The following is a 2335-nucleotide window of genomic DNA, read 5'->3' as shown; positions in this document are numbered from 1 at the left end:
TCTGTGCTGTGGATAGAGAAAAGCATGCCGTAGACTTCAGAGAACTCGTCTTGTACTACGCTGATCTGCGCGCTGGAAGGCAGCTGCAGTTTTACATCGTCCACTTTGCGTCTCAATAAGTCCCATTCCTGCGGAAGTGCTTTGGAATTAAGGCTCTCTTTGAGGTCAACAAAGACCATAGACAAACCTGGGCGAGACAATGAGCGCAAGCGATCCAACTCCGCCATTTCCTGCAATTTGGTTTCCACGGTATCGGTGACTTGGTGCTCGACTTCTTCGGCAGACGCACCCGGATAAAGGGTCACGACTACCGCAGTTTTTACTGTAAAGCTCGGGTCTTCCAACTTGCCTAAGTCGAAGTAAGAATAGATGCCAGCGATCACGCTCAATACGATAAAGAACAGAACGAACTTACGTTGGCGAATCGCGAATTCAGCTAAATTGATCATGGATTCGCACCTACAACGTCTTGATGGTCAGGTTTGGGGCGGCATCGCCCTCGCTCAGATAATGGCTACCGCTGATCACCACATAATCGCCTTGCTCAAAACTTCCGGTCACACACGCTTGGTATGCGTCGATAGAGTCAAGGTTGACCGGCTCTGAATGAATAACCGCATCACGAACCACATTCACGTGCAGAGTTTGTTTCTCACCCAAAATTGCAGAGTAAGGAAAGCAATGGCTTGAGTGACTGGTGTTGAGCGCGGTATTAACCGTGACTGCTTTACCGTTGAATAGCGCACTGGAAATCGAATCGATGTCTAGCGTGACGGTATAGGTTTGTTTGAGCAGGTGCTTCTTCGGCGCGATTTCTGCCACGGTTGCTCGGTAGGATTGCTCCGAATCATACCAAGTCAACGATGCTGGCTGACCTAGTGCGAATTGCGCAATCATATTTTCCGGCACGTCGATGTCCACTTCCCAGCTGCCTTCTTGCTGAATTGACACAACACTGCCGCCCGGCAAGGTTTGTTCATGTGGATCAACAGAAACGTCGGCAACAATGCCAGTGAATGGTGCACGTAGAGTGGTGTAACGCAGGGCATCTTTTGCACGTTGGATGTTTTTCTCAACCACTTTGACGGCAGAGAGGCTACGTTCGTAGCTGCTGATGGCTCGGTCTAAGTTTACGCTGGCAATGGCATCATCAGAAGTCGCTTGTTTTACGCGCTTTAACTCGGCTTTCGCGAGTTTGTGGGCTGATTGTGCTTCTAACATGCGTGCTTGTAATTCTTCTAGTGAGACTTGGTAGTCGTGCTTGTCCAGCGTGGCAATGACTTGGCCTTTTTCTACCACGCTGCCTTTATTTACGAACACGCTTTCCACGTTGCCGGGTACACGAAAAGAGAGTGAGGCGGTTTCTTTTGCTTTTACGATCCCGCTGAATGATTTATTGAGTTCTTCATTCCTTTCGTTGACTTCAATCACTTGAACGGGTCTGGATGCGCTTGGCTCCTCAACCTGAGGTTGAGCTTGATTACAGCCGAGTAGAGAGAGCGCGATAGTGCTCAGCGCAGCGGTTTTGATTTGATGATTCATAAGATGGCTCCATAATTTCGGCGCCATCTTATAATTCACAGATGTTCAGATAATCATGCGTGCGCATGATTCAATGTCACAAATTTTATGACAATAAATGCAAACTACAAAAGTTTTGGGATTTTATTGCACAAATGTTCAATAAGTAACCGGCTAGCTTGGTTCAGCGTTTTCGGTTGAGGATAGAGTAACCACCCCGTTTCTTCCGTGACAGCATATTGAGACAATACTTGCACCAATGCACCGGATTCGAGCTCATTTTTTACCAACAGTTTTGGGATATAACTGATGCCGCGGTCAAGCACTGTGGAGCTTTTAATAAAGCCGATGTTGTTGGAAATGAGTTTTGGTTTGAGCGCTACGTTTTGTTCCTGAAAATGCCAAAGGTTGTCGACATTGCCATTTGGCCAACGAAAACAAATGCACTGATGATCGCTCAACGCTTCTAATGTGGCGGGCGTGCCGTGAGTTTGAAGATAGTTCGGTGAGGCAACGACACATCGGTCTAGCGTTAAGATCTTTCTCGCGACAATGTCTGAATCAAACAGCATGCCGCCGTGCAGCGCGATGTCCAACCCCTGCTGAAACATATCAATAAAGCCATTGTTGATATTGCGAATGTCGAGTTCGACCTGCGGGTATTGATCCTGAAATTCAAACAAAATGGGTTGAAGATGTTCATAGGTTTCTGGCAGAAGGCCAAGTTTGATTTTTCCTCTGACCTCGATGCTTTCGTTACTGGCTTGCTGGTTTGCCGAATCAAGCAAGGTGAGTACTTTTTGTAGATCTTGGT

3 protein-coding genes are annotated in these 2335 nt (G+C 47.3%); all 3 read right to left on the bottom strand.

The window, feature by feature from the left end:
* Positions 1-449, bottom strand: a 449-nt coding sequence (locus tag R7P67_RS23150) for an efflux RND transporter permease subunit (protein WP_318086113.1), incomplete at its 3' end; no start/stop codon positions are given.
* A 10-nt stretch (positions 450-459) separates the two neighbouring features.
* Positions 460-1542 (bottom strand): efflux RND transporter periplasmic adaptor subunit, encoded by a 1083-nt coding sequence (locus R7P67_RS23145; RefSeq protein ID WP_318086112.1) that lies wholly within the window; start codon positions 1540-1542, stop codon positions 460-462.
* A 104-nt stretch (positions 1543-1646) separates the two neighbouring features.
* Positions 1647-2335 (bottom strand): substrate binding domain-containing protein (locus R7P67_RS23140; RefSeq protein WP_318086111.1); only part of this gene is annotated, 689 nt, incomplete at its 5' end.

The organism is Vibrio sp. Vb0937 (assembly GCF_033338855.1).
Note: the sequence above shows the minus strand (reverse complement) of the source record. Positions and strands in the feature narration are given on the sequence as shown.